Below are 20,968 nucleotides of genomic sequence, written 5' to 3'. Positions count from 1 at the left end.
GCCGGCCGGATGCGCAGTTGTCACCGGCATCCGTACCGATCGCGGTCCCGGGTGCGGTCGGGCAGCCGGTCTGCGATATCGGCCCTGAGCTGGTCCATGCTCAGCGACGGGTCGTGTTTGGTCGGGTCCCATTCCTTGTGTCCGATCACATGCGACGCGGGCTGCCCGATCCTGCCGACGATCGCCGCGCAGCACTGCACATAAGCCAGGTACTGCTCCAGCGGATAGGGCTTCTTGCCTTCGCTGACAGCGTGGACACCGATGGTGCGTGCGTTGGCCTTGTTGTCCGGAAGGTCCGGGTACGACCCGTGGCCCGCGTGGTAGGAGATGCCGGCGGCGATGACAGTGACGGAGCCGTCGCGGCCAACGAGTATGTGCGACAACGGTCCTGGTAGGTCGGCGGTACCGTCGGCAACTGCGCCGGGGGCGACGGTGTCGTCCCCCGTGTGGTGGCACACCACGCCCCATACGTCGTCGATGTATCCGTGGCCACGTCGGCGCCATCCGTCGATCTCGGTCACGGTCAGCCCGTCGGCCCGCAGGACGTCCGCAAGCCAACCCAAATCATCGATGGCCACAGATCCTCCCCGGAACGCTGCCTGGCTGCGAGATCGAGCATGGGTGCGCGATGGATTCATGCTCACGGCTCGGCCGCATGGGAGGCCTGAGTAGTGCGGTACCTGTTTTTGCTGGCGTCGATTCAGAACGGGCTGCTGTTCGCCTGGAACTTGGCCGATTCCGGCCGAGGTCCGAAGCGCCGGATGTAGTCCTCGTGAATGTGGGCTTCCTTCTTGTACTTGATCTCGTCGACCAGGTTGGGATCAAGATTGTGCTGAGCCAGCCGGTGGCGGCGCCACACCTTGTTCAGCGCCAGCGCCATCAACAGTGACCAGATGTAGATCGGCACCGTCATCTCGGTGTGGACGTACAGCGATGCCGGCAGCAGCCACAGGGGCGCCAAGACCAACAGCGGCGGGATCGCCATCCGGATCAGGTGACGACGTACCGCGCCGTAGTCGGCCAAGTCGTGCGCCACCCACTCGCGCATCGAATCGGGTAGGCGCCGGCCGTACGCGTAGGTCAGGTACTGGATCGGATTGGGGCGATCTTTCGCCATGACGACTCCTCGGGTCAGATGGTAAGTGCGTTGGCAGCCAGTGCCGCGGCGTTGATCCGGGTGAGTACCCGGTGCAGCTCCTCCAGCTCGGCCATGTCGACGCCCAATCGAGCGACGACGGCCGGCGGGATCTCCAAAGCCCGGTCGCGCAGGGCGATCCCAGCGTCGGTCAGACCGATGTCGGTCGAGCGTTCGTCACCCGTGCTGCGGGTACGGGTGATCAAGCCCAGCGTCTCGAGCCGCTTGAGCATCGGTGACAGTGTCGCGGATTCGAGCTGTAACGCCGCGGCGATCTGCTTGACGGACAGCGGTGGCAGGCCGCCGACAGCCGACCGGTGGTGATCCCACAGTGCCAGCATCACCAGGTACTGCGGGTGGGTGATGCCCAGCGGTTCCAGCAGCGGGCGGTAGACGGCCTGCACGGCCCGGTTGCTGATGGCCAGTGCGAAACAGACCTGCCGTTCGAGGGCGAGTGGATCGACTTCCACCGAGGTCTGTGCGGGCATGATTGAAAAGTACCCTAATAGTTAGGGCACTATCAATATCTCGTACGTCACTTTCTCGAACAGGTGACCGCCCGCCACCGAGCCCAAGGCGGTGGCGCCCGTGGTTAGCTTCGAACATGCGTATCGACGGCCAGCAACTCGCCGCACTGGCCGCCGTGATCGAGTCGGGCAGTTTCGACGCCGCCGCGGCCAGGCTGCATGTCACTCCGTCAGCCGTGAGCCAACGGATCAAAGCCCTGGAGCAACGGGTGGGGCAGGTTCTGGTGGTCCGGGACAAGCCTTGCGTCGCAACGACGGCCGGAGTTCCCCTCCTGAGGCTCGCTGCACAGACAGCGCTACTGGAGTCCGAGGCACTGGCGGAGATGGGTGGTGATGCCGCCCCGTGGACCCGGATTGCGCTGGCGGTCAATGCCGATTCGATGGCGACCTGGTTCACCGCAGTGCTGGCGCGACTGCCCGGCGTGCTGTTCGACATCCGCATCGGGGACCAGGACCACTCGGCCCAACTGTTGCGTGAAGGCGTCGTGATGGGCGTGGTGACCACCGAGCGCCGGCCGGTGCCGGGCTGCCGCGTGTACCCGCTCGGTGCCATGCGGTACGTGCCCGTGTCCACTGCCGGTTACGTTGACCGGTACCTGCCCGACGGATTCACCGCGGCGGCCGCCGCGCAGGCGCCGTCACTGGCGTGGAACCGCGACGACGCGTTGCAAGACAGCTTGGTACGCAAGGTGTTCCGCAAAGACATCGCCCGCCCTACCCACTTCATCCCTACCGCAGAGGGATTCGGCGCGGCCGTGCGCGCCGGGTTGGGGTGGGGCATGTACCCCGAGGAGCTCGTCGAGGATTCCTGGGTCCCGATCGCTCCCCAGTACCTCGACGTTCCGCTGTACTGGCAGTGCTGGAAGCTGGACAGCGTGATGGTCTCGACCATCACCGACACCGTCCGTTCGGCTGCGGCGAGCTTACGCGCGCGCCGGTAGCGGTAGCACGATCAGCCTGACCGGCGGCCCGGTGAACCGGTCGTCGGCGCTGACGCGACCTACTTGGCGCGTAACGCCAGCCGCTCGGGGTTGTCGATCAGAATGCTTTTGCTCTGCACGCGAATCCAGCCGCGTTGGGTGAAATCGGCGAGCGCCTTGTTGACCGTCTCACGGGACGAGCCGACGAGCTGGGCGATTTCTTCCTGGGTCAGTTCGTGGTTGACCCGCAGCGAGTTACCTTCGCGGCTTCCGAACCGCTGTGCGAGATAGAGCAACTGCTTGGCAACCCGACCCGGCACGTCGGTGAAGATGAGGTCGCACAGATTGTCGTTGGTGCGACGCAGTCGGCGGGCCAGTACCCGCAGCAGCTGTTCGGCGATCTCGGGCTCTTCGGTGATCCACGGCCGGAGTGCCGAGTGGTTCATCGACACGGTCGACACTTCGGTGAGGGCGGTGACGGTGGAGGTGCGTGGACCCGGGTCGAAGATGGCGAGCTCACCGAACATATCCGACGGGCCCATCAACGTGATCAGGTTTTCGCGGCCGTCCGCGGTCCTGCGGCCGATCTTCACTTTGCCCGAGATGATGATGTACAGCGTGTCGCCGGGCTCGCCTTCGACGAAGATCGTGCGGCCGCGCGGGAACGACACAGGCTCGAGCTGATGTTTCAGTGCCGCCACGGCGCCGGGCTGTAGACCCCGGAAGATGCCGGCACGGGCCAGGATCTCGTCCATGCCGCTCCCTTCGGATAAACGCTTCAGACGCCACCGTCGATTTCGGACCCTACCGAGAGCGCCGATTTGCCCAACGTGACGGGTACCACTTTAGCTGACGCGTCTCGTGGGGCACTTGCCAAAGACTTCGCGATGCTGCTGTGACGGGTGTGGCTGCTGCGGGTTGAACACGTTCGGTGTCGTCGAGGTGCGTGAGATTGCCAGTTCGACAGTCGATTTTGCGTCAGGCGTGGCTGTTCTTCTTGCCGAAGGGCAGCACGTGAACGATCGCGACCACGATCGCGCCGACCACCAAGCCGATGACGGCCGATACGGTGGTATTGACCAGCCAGGCTGCCAGACCGCCCAAGCCTGCCGCATTCGACAGGGCATGACGCACGAATTCCTCGGCATGGTGCACCAGACCGTAAGGGCCGTGCCAGCCAAGGGTATTGGTTCCGGCGAGCAGGATGTGACCACCGACCCACAGCATCGCGATCGTGCCGATGGCAGACAGGGCGGTGAGCAGTTTGGGCATCCCGGCAACCAGGCCGCGGCCCATCCACTTGGCGAAACGCGAATTACGTTGTGTCAGAATCAGTCCGATGTCATCCATCTTCACGATGCCGGCGACCACGCCGTACACCGCGGCGGTGATCACCAGCGCGACGATGATCAGGATGATCAGCCGGGGGAAAAACGGTTGGTGGGCCACCTCGTTGAGCGCGATGACCATGATCTCGGCGGACAGGATGAGATCGGTGCGTATCGCACCGGTCACCATGTAGCGTTCGGCGTCCCCACCGACGGCCCCGGCCGGCGTGTCGTGGTGCCCATCGGCCCCGTGCTTTGTGGCGTAGCCCCAGACCTTTTCGGCACCCTCGAAGCAGAGGTAGGTCGCACCCAGCATCAGGATCGGTGTCAGCAACCACGGTGCAAACTGGCTCAGCAGCAGTGCCACGGGCAGGATGAACACGATCTTGTTGCGCAAAGAGCCGATCGCGATGCGCTTGATGACCGGTAGTTCGCGGTCGGCAGTGATGCCGTGCACGTACTGTGGCGTCACCGCGGTGTCGTCGATCACCACACCGGCGGCCTTGGCGGTCGCCTTGCCGGTCGCGGCACCGACGTCGTCGATCGAAGCCGCGGCGAGACGCGCCAGCGCCGCAATGTCGTCGAGCAAACCGAATAGGCCGGCGCTCACGGTTTTCGCTCTTCGCGCAAGCGGCTCATCGGCGCATCCCCATGACCCTGAAGATTACCTGTCAGTGCATGCCGATGAGCGATTCGATCCAGCCCCGCGCGAAGTACAGGACGAAGCCGGCCGCGACGATCCACAACAGCGGGCTGATCTCACGGGCCTTGCCCGCGGCCGACCGCAGCACCGCCCACGCGACGAAACCGACGCCGATGCCATTGGCGATCGAGTAGCTGAACGCCATGGTCGCCACCGTGAGTACGACGGGCAGCGCGATCGAGAACTCTGAAATGTCGATGTGGCGTAGGTGCGACACCATCATCGCGCCCACGATCACCAGCGCCGCGGCGGCGACTTCCGTGGGCACGATCGAGGCCAGCGGTGAGACGAACATGGCGGCCAGGAACAGGGTGCCCGTGACGAGGTTGGCCAGCCCGGTGCGGGCTCCCTCCTCGATACCTGCACCGGATTCGATGAACACGGTGTTCGACGAGGCCGAGGAGGCGCCACCGACGACGGCGCCCGCCCCCTCGACGATCAACGCGGACCGCAGCCGCGGGAAGGTGCCCTGCGCGTCGGACAGGCCGGCCTCCCGGGACAGGCCGGTCATGGTGCCCATGGCGTCGAAGAAGTTGGCGAACACCAGCGTGAACACCAGCATGATGGCGGCCAGCGCGCCGATCCGGCCGAAGCTGCCGAGGCTGAACGCACCGACCAGGGACATGTCGGGCAATGCGAACGGGGAACCGGACAGCGAAGGCACCGACAGGCCCCAGCCGCCGGGATGCTCGGTCGCCGAGCCGAGATGCCAGATCGCTTCGACGATGATCGCGACCACGGTGCCCGTGGCAAGACCGATGAGGATGCCGCCGCGTACCCGGCGGGCCACCAGGATGCCGGTGACCAGCAGGGTGAACACGAAGACCACGGTCGGCACGGTGTTGATCGAACCGGTGCCGCCGATACCCAGACCGACCGGCGGTGACGGCCGGCCCGTGGAACCCACGAAGCCGGCGTCGACGAGACCGATGAACAGGATGAATAACCCGATGCCCGCAGTGATCGCCAGTTTGAGCTGCATCGGCACGGCGTCGAACACCAGGCGGCGCAGACCGGTGGCCGCTAAGAGCACGATCACGAGACCGTTGATGACGACGAGACCCATCGCCTCTGGCCAGGTGACCGACCCGACGACGGTGGTCGCCAGGAAGGAGTTGATGCCGAGCCCTGCTGCGAACGCGAACGGCATCCGCGCGATGACGCCGAACAGGATCGTCATGACACCAGCGGCCAGCGATGTCGTCGCCGATACTTGCGCGAACGTCAGCTTGTTGCCTGCCACGTCCTGAGCGCTCGACAGGATGACCGGGTTCAACACGATGATGTAGGCCATCGCGATGAACGTGACGACGCCACCACGTATCTCGGCTGGGATGGTGGAGCCACGCGCCGAGACTTCGAAGAAGCGATCCAGTCGATTCATAGCTGATGACCCTAGGGTCGGCGGCCGCAACGCGCTCAGCATTGCGACGACTACCGAACCCCCGACCGCGGTATGGCAGCCTAGGCGGGCTGTTCTGTTTCACCGCTTTGCGTGCGCCGTCGGCACTCACTGAGGAGGGCACGTAGGCGGCTGCGGCCACGGGCCAGGCGTGACATGACGGTGCCGATAGGCGTACCCATCATGGCGGCGATTTCGCGGTACTGGTATCCCTCGATATCGGCGAAGTACACCGCCATCCGATTCTGCAACGGTATGGCCTTGAGTGCACGAATGATCTCGTCGTCGTACGACATGGTCATTGCCTCGATCTCGGCCGCGCGCAGCCCGACCGGTGTGAAGATGCGTTCGTCGAGTAGCTGCCAATCGGACAATCCCTCGCACAGCAGCTCATTGGGGCGTCGCTGGCGGGCGTAATAAGCGGATGTCCACGTGTTCTGCATGATGCGGAAAAGCCAGGCGCGCATGTTGGTGTCCGGCTGATAGGTGTGAAAACCGCTGTAGGCCTTGAGCAGTGTCTCCTGGACCAGATCCTCGGCGTCGTACTTGCTCGCAGTCAAACGGTATGCGCCGCGGCGTATCTGGTCGAGGTGCGGTAGTGCTTCGGCGGCGAACCGGGCGGCAGTCCCCGCGTCATCGAATGTCGGCCTACTCGCCGACGCTACATCGCAATTTGGCACGTCGCCTCCGGGATGCATAGACGTTCTATGCATAATGGTACACCGCCGGCGGACGGCGGTGTCCCGCCGGAATCGGGAGGGTTTGATGGGGCGGACGACGGAAGTTGGGTGTAAGGTTTCTCCCCGCTGTACATAGTTATTCGAACTAATTCGCTAAGCATTCGCACAGTTCGGGTGATGTCGGGAGGTATGGGTGATGGCGAGACGAATCGCACGAGCATTCAAGGTGCTGTGGATACCTCTGGTTCTGATCGTCGTATTGGCGATCTCAGGTCTGGTGGTGTCCCGTCTGCACCGCATGTTCGGCTCCGAAGACCTCAACGCCAATGCCGGCGCGGGCATCGAGATCGTTCAGTTCAACCCGAAGATTTTGGTGTACGACGTGTACGGCCCACCGGGCACCACGGCACAGATCAGCTATTTCGACCCGGACGCGAACATCCATCAGGTCAACACGCCCCTGCCGTGGTCGGTCACACTCTCGACGACTCTTCCGACGGTCAGTGCCAACCTCATGGCCCGCAGCGACAGCGACCAGATCGGCTGTCGCGTCACCGTGAACGGAACCGTTCGTGAAGAGCAGTCTGCCGATGGCATCAATGCCCAGACCTATTGCCTGGTGAAGTCCGCATGACAGATACAGACACAGTGCCCGCCGAACCCGCTCAGCCCGCGCACGCCAAGAACGCCCGCGGTCACCGGCCCTACTTCGCCCACGCCATGCGCGTCCTAGCGGTGCCGATCATCCTGTTCTGGGTCGCGTTCGCGGTCGTGGTCAATGTGATCGCGCCGCAACTGGAAGTCGTCGGCGAGGAGCACTCGGCGCCCATGGCGCCGGCCGATGCGCCGTCGATGATCGCGATGAAACGCATGGGCGCGAACTTCCAGGAGTTCAACTCCAACAGCACGGTGATGATCGTCGTGGAGGGGCAGGGCCCACTCGGTCCCGAGGCGCATCGGTATTACGACGACATCATCCGCAAGCTTCGGGAGCATCCCGACCACATCCAGCACATCCAGGACTTCTGGGGTGACACGCTGACGGCTGCCGGAGCGCAGAGCGCCGACGGCAAGGCCTCGTATGTGATGCTCAACCTGGCCGGTGAGCAGGGCCAGACTCTGGCCAACCAGGGCGTGGACCTGGTCCGGGAGGTCATCAAAGACACTCCGGCCCCGCCGGGGGTGCAGGCCTACGTCGCCGGGCCGGCGGCCCTGACCGACGATCTCCATGTCATCGGTAACGCCAGCCTCGGTCAGATCACCCTGTACACACTCGTGGCGATCGCGGGAATGCTGCTCATCGTCTACCGGTCGATCCGCACCACCCTCGTGCAGCTGCTGCTGACCGGCGTCGGCTTGCTGACAGCCCGTGGCGTGGTGTCGGTGCTCGCCACGCACGACGTGTTCGGGTTGACCACCTTCGCCGGCAACATCCTGACGATGCTCGCGATTGCGGCGGCGACCGACTACGGCATCTTCCTGTTCGGCCGCTACCGCGAGGCCCGCAGTGCCGGTGAAGAACGCGAAGACGCTTACTACACGACGTTCAAATCGGTGTCACCCGTCATCATCGGTTCCGGCCTGACGATCGCCGGAGCGACGTACTGCCTCAGCTTCGCGCGATTGCCGTACTTCGCCACCATGGGTGAGCCCGTCGCGATCGGCATGGTCGTCGTGGTGGCGTCGGCCGTCACCATGGGGCCGGCGGTGCTGTTCCTGGGCACCCTGGTCGGGCTGTACGAAGCGAAAAAGCCTCCCAAAGGCCGGTTCTGGCGCAAGGTGGGGACCGCTGTGGTTCGGTGGCCCGCTCCCATCCTGGTGGCCAGTGCGTTCGTCGTGCTGATCGGTCTGGTCGCCGTTCCCGGCTACAAGCCGGCCTACAACGACCGTTGGTATCTGCCCACCGACGCCCCGGTCAACGTCGGATTCGCTGCGGCCGACCGGCATTTCACCCAGGCCCGGATGAACCCCGACATCCTGATGGTCGAGGCCGACCACGACATGCGCAATCCGGCCGACATGCTGGTGCTCGACCGCGTGGCCAAGAACGTGTTGCGCACCCACGGGATCGCGATGGTGCAGAGCATCACTCGGCCGCTGGGTATTCCCATCCAGCACAGCTCGATTCCGTTCCAGACCGCGATCCAGGGTCAGACGCAGAATCTGAACCTGCCATTCCAGCGCCAGCAGTTGGCCGACCAACTCAGGATGATCGACGCGACCAACGACTCGATCGCCATCATGGAGAAGCAGTACCAACTCTCGCTGGAACAAACCAAGCTCACGCAGGACTCGGCGGCCAAGTCGCGGGATCTACTCGCTGTCACCGAAAAACTGCGCGACAACATCGCGAACTTCGATGACCAGTTCCGGCCGCTGCGCAACTACTTCTACTGGGAACCGCACTGCTTCGACATCCCCATGTGCGCCGCGGCGAGGTCGATCTTCGACTCCCTCGACGGGCTCGACGAACTGACCGACAAGACGGCATCGGTGCAAGTCAATACCGACGAACTTGCCGGCCTCGCACCGAAACTGACAGAACTGCTTCCGCAGACGATTGCGACGATGAAGGCCAGCAGGGACATGTCGCTGGCGTCGTACAACTCGCAGAAGGCGCTGCTCGACCAGATGCAGGCGATGAACGACACCGCCCTGGCGATGGGGCAGAGCTTCGATGACGCCAAGAACGACGACCTGTTCTACCTGCCGCCCGAGGCATTCACGAACCCCGACTTCGAGCGCGGTCTCAAGATGTTCCTGTCCCCGGACGGCAAGTCTGCCCGGATGTTCATCACCCACCAGAGCGATCCCGCGACGCCGGAGGGCATTGCGCGGGTCGACGCGGAGCGGACCGCCGCGCAGGAGGGTCTGAAGATGTCCTCGCTGTCCGACGCCAAGATCTATCTGGGCGGTGTGGCAGCCACCTATAAGGACATGAGCGACGGCGCCCGCTACGACCTGATGATCGCGGTGGTGTCTGCGCTGACCCTGATCTTCATGATCATGCTGATCCTGACGCGCAGCGCGGTGGCCGCGTTGACGATCGTCGGCACAGCGGCCAGCTCGATCGCGGCGTCGTTCGGTATCTCAGTGTTGTTGTGGCAGGACCTTTTCGGTATCCACGTGCACTGGTTGGTCATGCTGATGTCGGTGATCATCCTGCTGGCGGTGGGGTCGGACTACAACCTGCTGCTGGTGTCCAGGTTCAAGGACGAGATCCACGCCGGCCTCAAGACCGGCATCATTCGTTCCATGGCCGGCACCGGCGGTGTGGTGACGTCGGCAGGTCTCGTGTTCGCCGCAACGATGGCGGCGATGATGGGCAGTCAGCTGGTGGTGTTGGCCCAGATGGGGTCGACCATCGCGATTGGCCTGCTGCTCGATACGTTGGTGGTGCGCTCACTGTTGATGCCGTCGATCGCAACGCTGCTGGGCCGGTGGTTCTGGTGGCCGCAGGTGGTCTATCCCCGCGGTGACTACCACAACCACAAATATCAGCCGCGTGCTTCGGAGACTCACGGCAGGGACGACGACACGGTGTCGTTGCCCGCCCAGGCGTAGTCGCGCCAGCAGGTCAGCTCGACTGTCTCAAGGGCTGACCTGTAACGCGATCCAGGCGCTGACCCGGGTCTGCGGATCGTCGAGCTTTCCCGGTAGCGCTGCCTCGATGGCTTCGAGTCGGTTACGTACGGTATTGCGATGCAGGCCGAGCTCCTCGGCGACCTTGAGCCGGGACCCGTGGTGGCGAAGGAAGCAACGCAGTGTTTCGGCCTGTTCGGAATCCAGGTCGCTCAACCATGATTCGGCGAACGCTGCGGCGCGCACGGGATCGATCAAACCGAGCGGACCGTCGCTGATGATCCGGTCCCAGTTCACCAGCCGCGCGGTCGGGGTGGCCTGCGCCAGAGCCATACCCGCCGTGCGGTATCCGGCCGCGGCGTCGCCCAGCGGCGCCTCGTGCCCGATGCCGACGAGATGCCCGGTTTGGGCTAAGCGGTCGGCGGCGGTCCGGTCTTGTTTGGGGGCCAGTACTGCGCAGAGCTCGCCGGCGACCATGCCGACCAGAATGCCGCGTCGTTCCAGCGCTGATATCGCGTCGTCCGTCTCGTGCTCCGGACCCGTCGCGCGCAAGATCCTGACCCGCTCCGGCAGCACAGACGCTGACCAGTCCACCTCGAGAACCAATTGTGCTGTCCTGGAGTCATTTCCGACGACAAGCTCGACGGCCCGGCTGCGCAGGTGGTGCCGGGTCCTGGCGCGGCTGCGGTCCTGTTCGTCGACGAGGCCCAGGACCGCCACCGCAGTGGTGACCGCGTGGCGTTGACCGTCGGACAGCCGCATCGGACCCATGGCGGCCAGATACGTCGACGGCCTGCCGCGCAACCCGATGGGGTAGATCGACACTGACTGACCGGGCCCGGACTGAACCGCCGCCGAATGCCTGCCATGCGTTTGGAGCCGACGGACGTCCTCCTCAACCTCGTCGAGCGGAAAGTCGTCGCGTCGCGGCCCCACCGGACCCGTCACCACCCGGCCGTCTGGAGCCATCAGGCACACCGCGCCGTTGACAGCTTGGGCCAGGGCCGTGACGACCGCAGTCGTCGGGTCGGGTTTGGCCGCAGCGGAGATCAGCTGTTGCTGGGCCGCTAGGGCTTCGCGCGCGGCTGTGGACTCCTGCTCTTCGAGCAGCTGCGCGATGTGCCGGCTGATCGCGACGAACGCCGTGCGTCGCGGCACTTCGAACAGGTTCACCCCGTGGGTGCGGCAGGCGTTGATCAGCCTGGCCGGTGTCTTGGTGTAGGTCAACCCGGCCGCCATGCCGATAGCCGCGATCCGGGCCTCCACCAGTCGCTGCACGTAGCCATCCCATTCGGTGCGCCAGCGGCTAGTTTCCAGGCCCGTGGTGAGCAGGATCTCCCCACCTTCCAGAAAGGGAGCCGGATCGGCGAGTTCGCTGGTCGCCACCCAGCGGACGTCGGCATCGGCCCGTGGGACATGGATCGCGTGCAGTCCAAGCGCCTCGGACTGCAGGACCTCGCCAACGGTGACCATGATGACAGTTTTGCACAAGCGGAGGATTTGAAATTGTGCTGTCTGGACGTGCCGCTGTGACCGAGGTCTCCCTAGCCTGTGTCAGAAGTACTGCTCGGTGGCCTTTCAAGGAGGAGCGTGTGACCGGTCGCGTAGGTGCGTGGGCTCTACCCTTAGGGGGCCAATCGTGAACTACCAGAAAGCCATTGCCGAACTCGACGCCAAGCATGGCATTCTTATCGACGGCCGGGGGCAGGGTGCGGCGACGACCTTCGAGGTGTACGACCCGGCCACCGGATCCGTCATTGCCGACGTTTCCAACGGCACGGTGGCCGACGCGCAGGCAGCAGTCGACGCCGCCCACCGGGCGTTCGGCGCTTGGGCTGCTCTGGGACCGCGCAAGCGCAGTGAAATACTGCGCTGCGCATACGATCTGATGGTCGCCGATACCGACCGCCTGGTCGCGCTGATCTGTGCCGAGAACGGCAAGCCGCAGTCAGACGCCCGGGCGGAGGTTTTGTACGCCGCCGAATTCTTCCGCTGGTTCAGCGAGGAGGCGGTGCGGGCCGACGGTGCTTACGGGGTCAGCCCCGCCGGTGGTGCGCGCACCCTGGTGACGCACAAGCCGGTCGGGGTGGCTGCACTGGTGACGCCGTGGAACTTTCCGGCCGCAATGGCGACCCGCAAGATCGCTCCGGCGCTGGCCGCAGGTTGCACCGTGGTGCTCAAGCCGGCCTCGGAAACTCCGCTGACCGCCTTGGCAATCGCGAGGATCCTGTCCGATGCGGGCGTTCCCGATGGCGTCGTCAACGTGGTGCCCAGCACCGCCTCCGGGTCCGTGGTAGCGGACTGGATGGCCGATGCGCGGGTCCGCAAGATCTCGTTCACCGGCTCCACCGGTGTCGGCCGCTTGCTGCTCAAGCAGGCGGCGGATCGAATTGTCAACGCCAGCATGGAACTCGGCGGTAACGCTGCATTCGTGGTGACCGCCGACGCTGACATCGAGGCTGCCGTGCAGGGTGCGATGATCGCGAAGTTCCGCGGTGGCGGGCAGGCCTGCACCGCGGCCAACCGGTTCTATGTGCACGCCGCTGTGGTGGACGAGTTCGTCGCCCGTTTCGGCGCCGAGATCGCCGCGCTGCGGGTCGGCCCGGCCGCGGACCCGAGCTCGCAGGTCGGCCCGCTGGTGAACGCCCGAGCTGCCGCGCGGGTGAGTGCCGCGATCGAGGCCGCAGTCAGCGAAGGCGCAACGATCGCCGCGCAGGCACAGGCTCCGGCCGACGGCTGGTACGTCGCGCCGACCCTGCTGACCGGGGTCGCCCCCGATGCCGAGATCCTGACCGACGAGATCTTCGGCCCCGTCGCGCCCGTGGTGGTGTGGGAGGATCGGGACGAGCTGCTGCGCTGGGTGAACGACACCGAATACGGTTTGGCCGCCTATGTTTACGCGGGCCGCCTGCAGGAGGCCCTGCGACTGGCCGAGTCCATCGACGCGGGCATGGTCGGTATCAACCGGGGCATCGTGTCGGATCCGTCGGCGCCGTTCGGCGGGACGAAGCAGAGCGGGCTGGGACGCGAAGGTGCCCGCGAGGGCCTGCACGAGTTCCAGGAGACGCAGTACTTCAGCGTGGCGTTCGACTGAGTGGCGCGTTTCGTCCTATGACAACGGGAGTTCGCCGGGCGATTCAAAAGGCGGTTCAAATAAGGGAGGGATGACCGGCTGCCACATCTGACCGGTGTTGAAAGGCGTGGTGTGCAATGTCACGCTCAACACGCAGACGGCCGCAGCTAGCAGGAACCCCAGGACGACGAGGGTTATCGCGACGACCAGGAGTGCTCTGATGCACTCACGCTTGGCGCGTCCGTATTTCGCCAGTAGTTCGTCGTGTTTGAACTCGCTTGCGTAAGCGGCGAACTCGACGTCGGTCAGTTCAGCGTCGGAGACCGGTGCGCCGGTGGCGATCTCACGCAGGCGAGCCGCAGCGATGCCGACACCGACATCGGAGAATCGCCGACTCATCAGTCGTGCTTGGCGGCGGCTCAGAGCACGATCCCGCATATGCGCCGGATGGGGCCGATATCCCCATTCACCGCCATGCGCGTTCGCCGACGCCATAATTTGCCAAGTTTAGCCCTGCGGGCATGGCCTTGTAGAGCATCTTCGGGCAGTTCGTTCAGCGGACGTTCCGGTGCACGTCTTCTCCCACTGCACCGCCTTCCTGAGCGATCCACGGTCCCTCGATGGACGGGTCGATGATCCCGCGCTCGAGCCAGGTGTATCGGCCGGCGAGCACATCTCGGGCCAGCGACCGGTCGGAGTCGTCGCTGTTGTCCCACAGCTGGTCGAACAGCCGCTCGGCTCGGATCCGGGCCTGGCGGCTGAACGCGTCGGCAAGGTCGGCAGCACCGTCCTCCGCCTCGTTGCTCTGGGCCCGGACACAGGCCGCGGTGATCGCGAACAATTCCGCGCCGATGTCGACGATCCGGCCCAGGAACCGTTGCTTGTGCTCAAGCCTGCCCTGCCATCGCGACATCGCGTAGAAGGTACTGCGCGCCAATTTTCGGCTGGCCCGTTCGACATAGCGCAGATGTTCGGCCAGTGGCCCGAATTCGGGATACGACGCGGGCAACTGGCCCTTGCCGGTCACGAGGGTAGGTAGCCAGCGGGCATAGAATTTTCCGGCCTGCGCGGCCGCCCGTGCCTTGTCCCGCAGATCGGCCTCCGGGTCGATGATGTCGCCGGCCACCGACAGGTGGGCATCGACGGCCTCACGGGCGAGCATCAGATGCATGATCTCGGTCGATCCTTCGAAGATCCGGTTGATCCGCATGTCGCGCAAGATCTGCTCGGCGGGTACGCCGCGCTCACCGCGGGCGGCCAGCGACTCGGCCGTCTCGAACCCGCGTCCACCCCGGATCTGCACCAATTCGTCAGCGATCAGCCACGTCATCTCCGAGCTATAGAGCTTGGCCAGCGCGGCCTCGATCCGAATGTCGGTGCGGCCTGCGTCGGCCAGTTCGCTGGCGAGTTCAACCATGGCCTCCATTCCGTAGGCTGTGGCCGCGATGAATGCGATTTTGCCGGCCACCGCATCGTGCTCACCGACCGGCCGACCCCACTGCACGCGTTCCTTCGACCATTCCCGCGCGATCTTCAGACACCATTTCGCCGTTCCGGTACATACGGCAGGCAACGACAGGCGCCCGATGTTGAGCGTGGACAACGCGATCCGCAGCCCTTCCCCTTCGCGTCCGATGCGGTTGGCGGCAGGCACCCGGACGTCGGTCAGCCGAGTCAGACCGTTCTCGATTCCGCGTAATCCCATGAACTTGTTGCGGTTCGCCACCACGATCCCGGGCGTATCGGCTTCGACGACGAATGCCGTGATACCGCCGGGATGTCCCTCGCTCCTGGGCGCCTGGGCCATCACCACCAGCAGATCGGCGATGACACCGTTGGTGGTCCACAGTTTGACGCCGTTGAGCACGTAATCGTCGCCGTCGGGAGTGGCGGTGGCGTGCAGCCGGGCCGGGTCGCTTCCCACATCGGGTTCGGTGAGTAGGAATGCGCTGATCTCCCGCGTGCATCGCGGCAGCCACGCGCGTTTCTGCTCTTCGGTGCCGAACATAGCGACCGGCTGCGGCACGCCGATCGACTGGTGCGCCGAAAGCAGTGCGCCCAATGAAGGATGGACCGAGCCGACGAGGGCGAGTGCCTTGTTGTAGTACACCTGTGACAGCCCGAGCCCGCCGTACTCGGTACCGATCTTCATGCCGAACGCGCCGAGTTCCTTCAAACCTCGGATCACACTGTCTGGGATCTGCGCGTCGCGTTCGATCACCGCGGCATCGATCTGTGTTTCACAGAACTCGCGCAACGTGGTCAAGAATGCCTCGCCGCGCTGCGTCGTCTCTGCTGGGCCACGAGGATGCGGATACACGAGGTCCAACCGCAGTCTGCCCAGGAACAACTCTTTGCCAAAACTGGGCTGGTGCCATTGCGCCTCACGCGCCTGCTCGGCGACCTGCCTGGCTTGGCGTTCGTTGACTTCATCGCTGACGGTCATCGCCGGCCTCCATACGTTGGGCCTTACTCGACGGTAACTCCCCAGCCCCGCGAATACCCGAAATCTGCGCGGTTCATGCGTAGCCCACCGATCGTGCCAAAACGGAAACCGGCGGCGTGCAACAGAGGATCTCTGCTGCACGCCGCCGGTTTCAACGGTCGTGAGTTACCGGGATTTACCCGGCGGTGCTCAGTGGGCGAGCAGATGCCGATGGGTAGCCCGGCGCCGCCGGCCCAGAAGCATCGTCAGCCATCGGACGTCGATCAACATGATTGGTGGCCCTTTCTGTCAGGCGCTCTTGGTAAGCAGGGGCAGCAGCCGGCGGCGGGCCTGGTTGCCTTCAGCGAAGTGGTGCAGCCCTTCGGCCACCGAGGCGGCGACGGGGACGCCGATGTTGTCGAGCTCTCTGATGACCGCGTCACTCGCGACCACGGCCCAGTCGACGCCGAGTGCGCCGCAGCGTTCGTCGATCTCGTAGAACAGTGAGATCGACTGCGGGGCAAAACCGTTCACACCGCTCATATCTACGACGAGTGGCTTCTCGGGAAGAGTGAAGCGGCACACGTATGCGGTGATGGTGTCGATGTTGGAAGTGTTGACGTCACCTTTGATCGTCACCACCGTGGCCAGCTGCCGGCATTGTGATCGCATCGAGGCGCCGTCGCAGACGAGTGCCTGGCTCACGTACCGGAGATTGCCGTCCGAAGCCGGGGTGTTGGTCGTGATAGTCATGATCAGCCTCCCTTCGGTGGTTCCTGTGTTTGTCGGCTGTGCGTCGTCGCTTCAACCTGACCACAACGCTAAGTGGGCAATCTAAGGCGGCGGGGTGCTGCCGTTAATACTTTGCTAAGAACCTCAATTCGTACTGGCCGGTAGGGAGAGGCGGGCTGCGAGGGGCCTGTGACCTTGCGGAGCTCGCGAACCGCCGATGTGAACAAGATGGCGAGTTTTCGAGGAGGGAATCTCGCCATCTTGTTCACGTTCGAGGCAGGAGGATCAGCACGTCCAACGTGCGCGGACCGTGTACCCCTTCCACCCGTTCCAGTTCGATGTCGCTGGTGGCGCTGGGGCCAGAGATGAAGGTCAGTGGCCGGGTCGCCGTCAATGCTGCGAAACCCTGCGGCACGGTGTCGACGATCTGATCGGTCCGAATCACGCAGATGTGATGGTCGGGGACCAGGGTGAGGGCGCGACGGCCCTGGGTGGCGCCTGCGTCGAGCACGATGGTGCCCGTCGCGGCGATACCGACGGCGCACCCCGTCAACACGGCGTCAGCACCGTCGAGAGCGTCGATCCCGAGCACTGGATCATCGACGACGGTACGCATCCCCGCCACCCACTCGTCCGGAACATCGGCGGGAATCACCACGCTCGCCTGGGCGCCCACCAGTTCGCGTACCGTGGCGGCGATGTCGGCGGCCGCGATGCGGTGCACCCGGGCCCGGTACTCGGCCACCGTTTCGGCGAACCGCTCCACATCCCCGGGTCCGGTCAGTGGCCGGTGGTCGTAATCCCGGGGTACCACAACGGCTTTCGTCGGTGCTGCAGCCAGGGCGGTACGGATCCGGCCCAGTACCGCTGTGCGTGCTGCGCTCACTGGTCGCCTCCTCCATGGGTGCGAATCCACCACTGGCGGAACGTCTCCTTCGGTGGCTCGGGCAGATCGCGGCTCGTGGTCCATTTCGAGGCCGGCCACGGTAGCGTCGAGATGCGGTGATCGCGTCCCGCGATCAACCGTCCGGCGGCCAGGGCCTTCTCGGCCAGCGAGAAACGGCCTGCCGATGACATCGCCCAACCGGCGGCCCGCATTGCCAGATCCTGGCCAGACGGAAGGCCACCGCGTACCCCTCTCTCCTGATCCACGTGCTTCGCGCGCAAATGCACGAGAATCGACGGGATGTCGATGCGCACCGGGCAGGCGTCGAAACACGCTCCGCATAGTGACGATGCGTAGGGCAGGCTGGCGTTGGGATCGTCGTGGCCCGTGATACCGGTCAGCTGCGGGCTCAGGATCGCCCCGATCGGTCCGGGGTACACGGACCCGTAGGCGTGCCCGCCGGTGCGCTCGTATACCGGGCACACGTTGAGACACGCGCTGCACCGAATGCAGTGCAGTGCAGCGCGTCCCACCTCGTCGGCGAGCACCCGGGTGCGGCCGTTGTCCAGCAGTACGAGGTGGAACTGCTGCGGCCCATCACCCGGATGGACTCCGGTCCACATCGAGGTGTACGGGTTCATACGCTCGGCGGTCGACGAACGGGGGAGCAGTTGCATGAACACCTCGAGGTCGGAGAACCTCGGCACGATCTTCTCGATACCCATCACAGTGATGAGGGTCTGCGGCAGCGTCAGACACATCCGCCCGTTGCCCTCGGATTCCACCACAGCCAGGGTTCCCGTCTCGGCGACGCCGAAATTCGCGCCGCTGATCGCCACTTTCGCGGTGAGGAACTTGCGTCGTAGATGCGCCCGGGCGGCCATCGCCAACACCCGTGGTTCGTCGCTGAGCTCACCGACGCCGGGCATCTCCCGGGTGAAGATCTCGCGGATCTCGGCACGGTTGCGGTGGATCGCGGGTACCAGGATGTGGCTGGGTTTGTCGTGGCCGAGTTGCACGATCAGTTCGGCCAAGTCGGTTTCGAACGCAGCGATGCCCTGCGTCTCGAGGTACTCGTTGAGCCCGATCTCCTGGGTGGCCATCGACTTGACCTTGACGACTTCGTCGGAACCCGTGGCGTGGATCAGGTCGGCGACGATCCGATTGGCCTCGTCGGCGTCACGGGCCCAGTGCACCACGCCGCCCCGCGCGATGACGTTGCGTTCCAGTTCTTCGAGCAGCTCGGGCAGGCGCGCCATGACATCCTGCTTGAGGGCGCTGCCCGCGGCGCGTAATTCCTCCCAGTCGGCGCATTCGCGGATTGCGTTGAGGCGCTTGGTTCGAATGGTGTGGGTGGCGTGGCCGATGTTGCGGCGGAGTTGGGAATCGGCCAGTGCGGTGCGGGCGGCGGCAGGGAACGATTCGTCGCCACGCAGATTACCCATGCCCGGGGTACCGAGGAAGATACTCATGCGCCGGCTGCCAGGATCTCCGCCAGGTGCACGGTGCGCACCCCACTACGCAACCGGCTGAGCCCGCCGCCGATGTGCATCAGGCACGACGAATCGCCGGCGCTGCACACCTCGGCCCCGGTGTCGAGGATGTTCGTCATCTTGTCGGTCAACATGGCCGTGGAGGTGTCGGAATTCTTGATGGCGAACGTTCCGCCGAAACCACAACAGGATTCGGCGGCGGGCAGCTCCAACAGGGTCAGGCCACGGACATGGCGCAGCAGCCGCAGCGGCTTGTCGCCGACCCCCAGCATGCGCAACGAATGGCACGTCGGGTGGTAGGTGACCCGGTGCGGGTAGTAGGCGCCGACGTCTTCGACCCCGAGCACGTCGACGAGGAATTCCGAGAGCTCATAGGTGCGGGCCGTGACCGCCTCGGCTCGGACGGCCAGATCCTCGTCACCGGCGCGGCGCGCGACCATGGCGTGCTGGTGACGCACGGACCCCACACACGACCCCGACGGCGCGACGACGGCATCACAGTTCGCGGATTCGAACACCTGCACGTGGTTGCGCACCACGGCGGTGGCTTCCTTGAGGTATCCGGTGTTGATATGCATTTGGCCACAACAGGTTTGGTTTGTTGGAAACACGACCTGGTGCCCGAGGCGCTCGAGTACCGCTACGGTGGCGATGGCTGCAGGCGGGAAGAGGGCGTCAGCCAGGCAGGTCGCGAACAGGGCGATTCGCATGACGCCTCACGCTACCTCCGGCGTCGTGGGTGCGGCTGTGAACGCGTAGGTCCACAGGGTCATGCCAGGCGCCCGCTTCCGGAACTTTTCGAGTAGGACTCAGCCCTGCCGCCACTGCTTTCCGGAGTAGTTCTCCCACGGACTGTAATCGGAGATCAGGCCCTCCTGTGGCGGGCGTTCGGCCTCCGGAACATGCTGCAGATTGATCCGGATGCGATACCAGATCGAACTCGGACCGCGCATGCCGTCGACCAGAACATCTGCGGGCGCAAGCCTTTCAGCGGCCTTCGGGTAGCGCTCGCGCCAGAAGTCCAGCGCTGCCAACGCCTCGTCGCGGGTCTTGGTGCGGGCGATCTCGATGAGCGGCATCGAAGAAACCCGTCTGCCGTCGCGCGAAGCACCCTTAGGGGCTTTCTCCGCAGGGCCGAGTTTCTCGGCGAGCTCGAGCAGCGCGTCCAGGTTGCCGGGTGCGTCGTTCATGCCTTCCCACGGATCACCGACGTCGGCGAACCGCAGGGGCACAGTGGCAATGGTGAACCTCTCAGGGCGGCAGTCCGGCACCTCGTCCCACCGCAGCGGGGTGGACACCCGCGCATCGGGCGTCGCGCGCACCGAGTAGGCCGAGGCGACCGTGCGATCCTTGGCGTTCTGGTTGAAGTCGACGAACACCCCCTCGCGCTCCTCTTTCCACCAGTGTGCTGTCGCGAGTTCCGGGGCGCGCCGTTCCACCTCCCGGGCGATGGTCTGGGCAGCCAGCCGGACTTGCCTGAACGGCCAGCGTGGGTGGATGCGGGCGTAGATGTGAAACCCGCGCGAGCCCGATGTCTTGGGCCACGCGGTCAGGCCGTGATCCTCGAGCACCTCGCGCGCCACGAGCGCCACCTCGACGATCTGGCGCCAGTTCACGCCCGGCATCGGATCCAGGTCGACGCGCAGCTCGTCGGGATGGTCGAGGTCGGTGGCCAGGACAGGATGCGGATTGAGGTCGACACAGCCGAGATTCACCGCCCACACCAATCCGGCGGTGTTGTCGACGACGGCCTCCTTGGCCGATGTGCCGGACCGGTATTTGAGCTCGGCGACCTCGATGTATTCCGGGCGTTTCTCGGGTGCACGCTTTTGGAAGATGGCCTCGGCCGTGATGCCTTTGACGAACCGTTTGAGGATCATCGGGCGGCCTGCGACTCCGCGCAGCGCACCGTCGGCTACCGCGAGGTAGTAGTCGACCAGGTCCCGTTTGGTGACGCCCGAGTGTCCGCCCAGGCCGGGGAAAATCACCTTGTCCGGGTTGCTGATCGACACCTGCAGACCGTCGACCTCCAGTGTCACACCACCGGCCATCAGCTCATGGTAGCTATCTCTCCCGACTGCG

The 20,968-nt window shown here is 65.0% G+C and carries 19 protein-coding genes; 4 read left to right on the top strand and 15 right to left on the bottom strand.

Annotated features, from left to right (window positions below):
- Positions 1-20: 20 nt before the first annotated feature.
- The 3 genes from B133_RS22925 to B133_RS0116350 all read right to left on the bottom strand — a co-directional run bounded on the left by B133_RS22925 (position 21) and on the right by B133_RS0116350 (position 1,623).
- Positions 21-578, bottom strand: a complete 558-nt coding sequence (locus tag B133_RS22925; protein WP_232423312.1) for a peptidoglycan recognition family protein — start codon at positions 576-578, stop codon at positions 21-23.
- A gap of 122 nt (positions 579-700) precedes the next feature.
- Positions 701-1,117: a DUF5313 domain-containing protein gene (locus B133_RS0116355; RefSeq protein WP_018602565.1), complete on the bottom strand. Its 417-nt coding sequence runs from the start codon at positions 1,115-1,117 to the stop codon at positions 701-703.
- Between the two features lie 14 nt (positions 1,118-1,131).
- Complete coding sequence (locus B133_RS0116350) at positions 1,132-1,623, bottom strand: MarR family winged helix-turn-helix transcriptional regulator (RefSeq protein WP_018602563.1); 492 nt, start codon at positions 1,621-1,623, stop codon at positions 1,132-1,134.
- 116 nt (positions 1,624-1,739) lie between these two features.
- On the opposite strand from B133_RS0116350, the gene B133_RS0116345 reads away from it, so the two are divergent.
- Entirely contained in the window at positions 1,740-2,603 is an 864-nt protein-coding gene (locus B133_RS0116345) for a LysR family transcriptional regulator ArgP (RefSeq protein ID WP_018602561.1), read from the top strand.
- Between the two features lie 59 nt (positions 2,604-2,662).
- On the opposite strand, the gene B133_RS0116340 is transcribed toward B133_RS0116345, so the two are convergent.
- The 4 genes from B133_RS0116340 to B133_RS0116325 form a co-directional block, all read right to left on the bottom strand.
- The gene (locus tag B133_RS0116340; protein WP_018602559.1) at positions 2,663-3,337 is read right to left on the bottom strand and encodes a Crp/Fnr family transcriptional regulator; all 675 of its coding nucleotides are present in this window, start codon (positions 3,335-3,337) and stop codon (positions 2,663-2,665) included.
- Between the two features lie 223 nt (positions 3,338-3,560).
- On the bottom strand, positions 3,561-4,520 hold the full coding sequence (locus tag B133_RS0116335; RefSeq protein WP_018602557.1) for a DUF808 domain-containing protein: 960 nt from the start codon (positions 4,518-4,520) through the stop codon (positions 3,561-3,563).
- A 61-nt stretch (positions 4,521-4,581) separates the two neighbouring features.
- Entirely contained in the window at positions 4,582-5,997 is a 1,416-nt protein-coding gene (locus tag B133_RS0116330; RefSeq protein ID WP_018602555.1) for an NCS2 family permease, read from the bottom strand.
- Positions 5,998-6,077: 80 nt separating this feature from the next.
- Entirely contained in the window at positions 6,078-6,713 is a 636-nt protein-coding gene (locus B133_RS0116325) for a sigma-70 family RNA polymerase sigma factor (protein WP_018602553.1), read from the bottom strand.
- A gap of 178 nt (positions 6,714-6,891) precedes the next feature.
- Here B133_RS0116325 and B133_RS0116320 point away from each other — a divergent pair, with 178 nt between their 5' ends.
- Both B133_RS0116320 and B133_RS0116315 read left to right on the top strand, forming a co-directional pair.
- Positions 6,892-7,329 carry an MmpS family transport accessory protein gene (locus tag B133_RS0116320; RefSeq protein WP_018602552.1) on the top strand — a complete coding sequence of 146 codons (438 nt, stop codon included), beginning with the start codon at positions 6,892-6,894 and terminating at the stop codon, positions 7,327-7,329.
- Entirely contained in the window at positions 7,326-10,259 is a 2,934-nt protein-coding gene (locus B133_RS0116315) for an RND family transporter (RefSeq protein ID WP_026256511.1), read from the top strand. The genes B133_RS0116320 and B133_RS0116315 overlap by 4 nt, the downstream gene beginning before the upstream one ends.
- A gap of 27 nt (positions 10,260-10,286) precedes the next feature.
- Here B133_RS0116315 and B133_RS0116310 read toward each other — a convergent pair whose 3' ends face one another.
- Positions 10,287-11,750: a PucR family transcriptional regulator gene (locus tag B133_RS0116310; RefSeq protein WP_018602550.1), complete on the bottom strand. Its 1,464-nt coding sequence runs from the start codon at positions 11,748-11,750 to the stop codon at positions 10,287-10,289.
- Between the two features lie 166 nt (positions 11,751-11,916).
- On the opposite strand from B133_RS0116310, the gene B133_RS0116305 reads away from it, so the two are divergent.
- Complete coding sequence (locus B133_RS0116305) at positions 11,917-13,371, top strand: NAD-dependent succinate-semialdehyde dehydrogenase (protein ID WP_018602549.1); 1,455 nt, start codon at positions 11,917-11,919, stop codon at positions 13,369-13,371.
- 15 nt (positions 13,372-13,386) lie between these two features.
- Here B133_RS0116305 and B133_RS22920 read toward each other — a convergent pair whose 3' ends face one another.
- From B133_RS22920 to B133_RS0116270, 7 genes are all read right to left on the bottom strand, one after another.
- Positions 13,387-13,749: a hypothetical protein gene (locus B133_RS22920; protein ID WP_232423310.1), complete on the bottom strand. Its 363-nt coding sequence runs from the start codon at positions 13,747-13,749 to the stop codon at positions 13,387-13,389.
- Between the two features lie 154 nt (positions 13,750-13,903).
- Positions 13,904-15,796, bottom strand: coding sequence for an acyl-CoA dehydrogenase family protein (locus B133_RS0116295; RefSeq protein WP_018602547.1), 1,893 nt, complete (start codon positions 15,794-15,796; stop codon positions 13,904-13,906).
- 288 nt (positions 15,797-16,084) lie between these two features.
- The gene (locus B133_RS0116290; protein ID WP_018602546.1) at positions 16,085-16,528 is read right to left on the bottom strand and encodes an STAS domain-containing protein; all 444 of its coding nucleotides are present in this window, start codon (positions 16,526-16,528) and stop codon (positions 16,085-16,087) included.
- 244 nt (positions 16,529-16,772) lie between these two features.
- A complete protein-coding gene (locus tag B133_RS0116285; RefSeq protein WP_018602545.1) occupies positions 16,773-17,393 on the bottom strand; it encodes an LUD domain-containing protein in 621 nt (206 codons plus the stop codon).
- Positions 17,390-18,865: a LutB/LldF family L-lactate oxidation iron-sulfur protein gene (locus tag B133_RS0116280; RefSeq protein WP_018602544.1), complete on the bottom strand. Its 1,476-nt coding sequence runs from the start codon at positions 18,863-18,865 to the stop codon at positions 17,390-17,392. The genes B133_RS0116285 and B133_RS0116280 overlap by 4 nt, the downstream gene beginning before the upstream one ends.
- Entirely contained in the window at positions 18,862-19,596 is a 735-nt protein-coding gene (locus tag B133_RS0116275; RefSeq protein ID WP_018602543.1) for a (Fe-S)-binding protein, read from the bottom strand. Before B133_RS0116275 ends, B133_RS0116280 begins: the two co-directional genes overlap by 4 nt.
- 99 nt (positions 19,597-19,695) lie before the next feature.
- A complete protein-coding gene (locus tag B133_RS0116270; RefSeq protein WP_018602542.1) occupies positions 19,696-20,937 on the bottom strand; it encodes a DNA polymerase domain-containing protein in 1,242 nt (413 codons plus the stop codon).
- Positions 20,938-20,968: the final 31 nt, after the last annotated feature.

Origin of the sequence: Mycobacterium sp. 155, from assembly GCF_000373905.1 — a bacterium.
In the GTDB taxonomy this organism is placed as follows: domain Bacteria; phylum Actinomycetota; class Actinomycetes; order Mycobacteriales; family Mycobacteriaceae; genus Mycobacterium.
Note: the sequence above shows the minus strand (reverse complement) of the source record. Positions and strands in the feature narration are given on the sequence as shown.